The following is a 2085-nucleotide window of genomic DNA, read 5'->3' as shown; positions in this document are numbered from 1 at the left end:
GAGCTGGCCGTGGACGTGCCCGCCCGCCGCGCCGCCGTGGCCGGCAAAGCCCTCACGCTGACGCGCACCGAGTTCGATTTGCTGCTGCTGCTGCTGGCCAACCAGGGCCGCGTCATCACCAAAGGGGCCATTGCTGAGCATTTGTCGGGCGACGCGGCCGAGCAGTTCGACACGTTCGAGAACGTGTACGCGCACGTCAAAAACCTCAAGCGCAAGCTCACGGAGGCCGGCGCGCCGAACTACATTCGGATGGTGTACGGGCTGGGGTATCGGTTCGAGCCGAATGGCAAGGAGTAGCACGACCACTCCCCTCCTTGGATAAGGAGGGGATATTTTAGCGCAGCTAAAATTGGGGTGGTTTGATTCGTTGAACGATGCCCGAACGACCAGCGCCCGGCTCGTTCGGGCATCGTTCAACGAATCAAACCACCCCGTTCGCGCTAAAGCGCGAACATCCCTTCCTCATCTGAGGAGGGGAGTTTGCTGTTCAACGTTTTCGCCCCATGAAGCTGCTGGCCCGCACCACCGTTATTTTCCTGATTTATGCCAGCGTGGTGGCGGCGGCGGGCACGTTCGTGTACTACAACTTCATCCGCAAAATCTATTATCAGTACGTTGACCGCACGCTGAGCCGGCGCAAGCTGCGCGTGGATAACGACCTGCGGCTGTACCTGCACTCGCCGGCCGACCTGGAATTCTGGCACCGGCTCGACCATAACGTGGAATTTGTGCCGCTGACCGCGCCGGGGCCGCCGGCCGCCTTCAGCGTGCGCATGATGTATAATAAGCTGGTGAATAAAACCGTACCCTACCGGCAGCTGGCCGCGCCGGTGATGTTTCAGGGGCGGCCGTACCGGCTGGAACTGCGCACGACCATGCTCGATAGCCAGGAGCTGCTGGCGCGCATCGGGCAGGCGGGGGCGCTGCTATTTGGTCTGCTGGTGGCGGGACTGCTGGTGTTGCAGCACGTGCTGGCGCGGCGGCTGTGGGCCCCGTTCTACCATACGCTGGGTGAGCTGCAGAAATACAAACTCGACCAGCCCGCGCCGGTGCACCTGGCCTCCACGCGCATTCCCGAGTTTAAGGCGCTGAACGCGGCCATCGGGCGGGTGCTGCACCGCAACCAGCGCATCTACCACCGCCAGAAGGAATTTACCGAAAACGCCGCCCACGAGCTGCAAACGCCGCTGGCCATCCTGCGTACCAAGCTCGACATGCTGGTGCAGGCCCCAGGGCTGACGGAAGAGCAGGCCAGCCACATCGAGCCGTTGCTCGACGTAACGCAGCGCCTCACCCACCTCAGCCGCAGCCTGCTGCTGCTGGCGCACCTCGACCAGCAGCTGTTTTTCCCCACCGAAACCGTGGATGTGGCGGCCACCATCCGCACGCAGCTGGGGCAGCTGCGCGAGCAGCTGGCCGGGGCGGGCCTCACGTTCAGCACCGACCTGGTGCCCACGCTGCCGCTAGCGGCCAACCGCTCGCTGCTCGACATTCTGGTGAGCAACCTGCTCAGCAACGCCATCCGCCACAACGTGGCGGGCGGCACGGTGCGCGTGGTGCTCACCACAGGATTATTGACGGTGGAAAACACCGGCCGCCTCCGCGCCCTGCCCGCCGACCAGCTGTTTGTGCGTTTCCGGCCGGGGCCCGAGCGGGTGCCGGGCAGTGTGGGCCTGGGCCTGGCTATTGCCCGGCAGGTGTGCGAAACCTACGGACTGCTGCTCAGCTACCACTACGAGGAGCCCGGCCGGCACCAGATGCGGGTGCGGTTATAGCGCCGGTATATAAGAGCGTCATGCTGAGCGCAGCCGAAGCATCTCTACTGCCTAACTAATCCCAACGATTGGGTTTACTACTGCACGCGAGATGCTTCGGCTGCGCTCAGCATGATGTTCTTTCTTCCTCGCTCACCCCATCCAGCAGCCCAGCCATTTCTTCCAGAATACCGGGCCAGTTCTCCAGGTACAGCATGTGGCCCTGCGCGGGCAGCAGGTGCATAGGCGCGCCACCCAGCCGCTGGGCCAGCCAGGGGATGTTGCCGGGAGCCCACACGCCATCGGCCTGGCCGTGCCAGAGGCGCACGGG

Annotated in this window: 3 protein-coding genes; 2 read left to right on the top strand and 1 reads right to left on the bottom strand. The window is 64.0% G+C overall.

The genetic code is table 11. The features are described from left to right. Positions 1–297, top strand: a 297-nt coding sequence (locus tag ACYVDE_RS21060) for a winged helix-turn-helix domain-containing protein (RefSeq protein ID WP_460503499.1), incomplete at its 5' end; no start/stop codon positions are given. 206 nt (positions 298–503) lie between these two features. Further along, a complete protein-coding gene (locus ACYVDE_RS21055) occupies positions 504–1775 on the top strand; it encodes a sensor histidine kinase (protein ID WP_460503498.1) in 1272 nt (423 codons plus the stop codon). Between the two features lie 106 nt (positions 1776–1881). On the opposite strand, the gene ACYVDE_RS21050 is transcribed toward ACYVDE_RS21055, so the two are convergent. Then, a partial coding sequence (locus ACYVDE_RS21050; protein ID WP_460503497.1) for an alpha/beta fold hydrolase occupies positions 1882–2085 on the bottom strand: 204 nt, incomplete at its 5' end.

It is taken from the genome of Hymenobacter agri, from assembly GCF_054778495.1.
Note: the sequence above shows the minus strand (reverse complement) of the source record. Positions and strands in the feature narration are given on the sequence as shown.

What these genes read in the sequence shown, in the direction of transcription:
- ACYVDE_RS21055 (WP_460503498.1), top strand. Translation starts at nt 504, where the DNA reads ATGAAGCTGCTGGCCCGCACCACCGTTATTTTCCTGATTTATGCCAGC.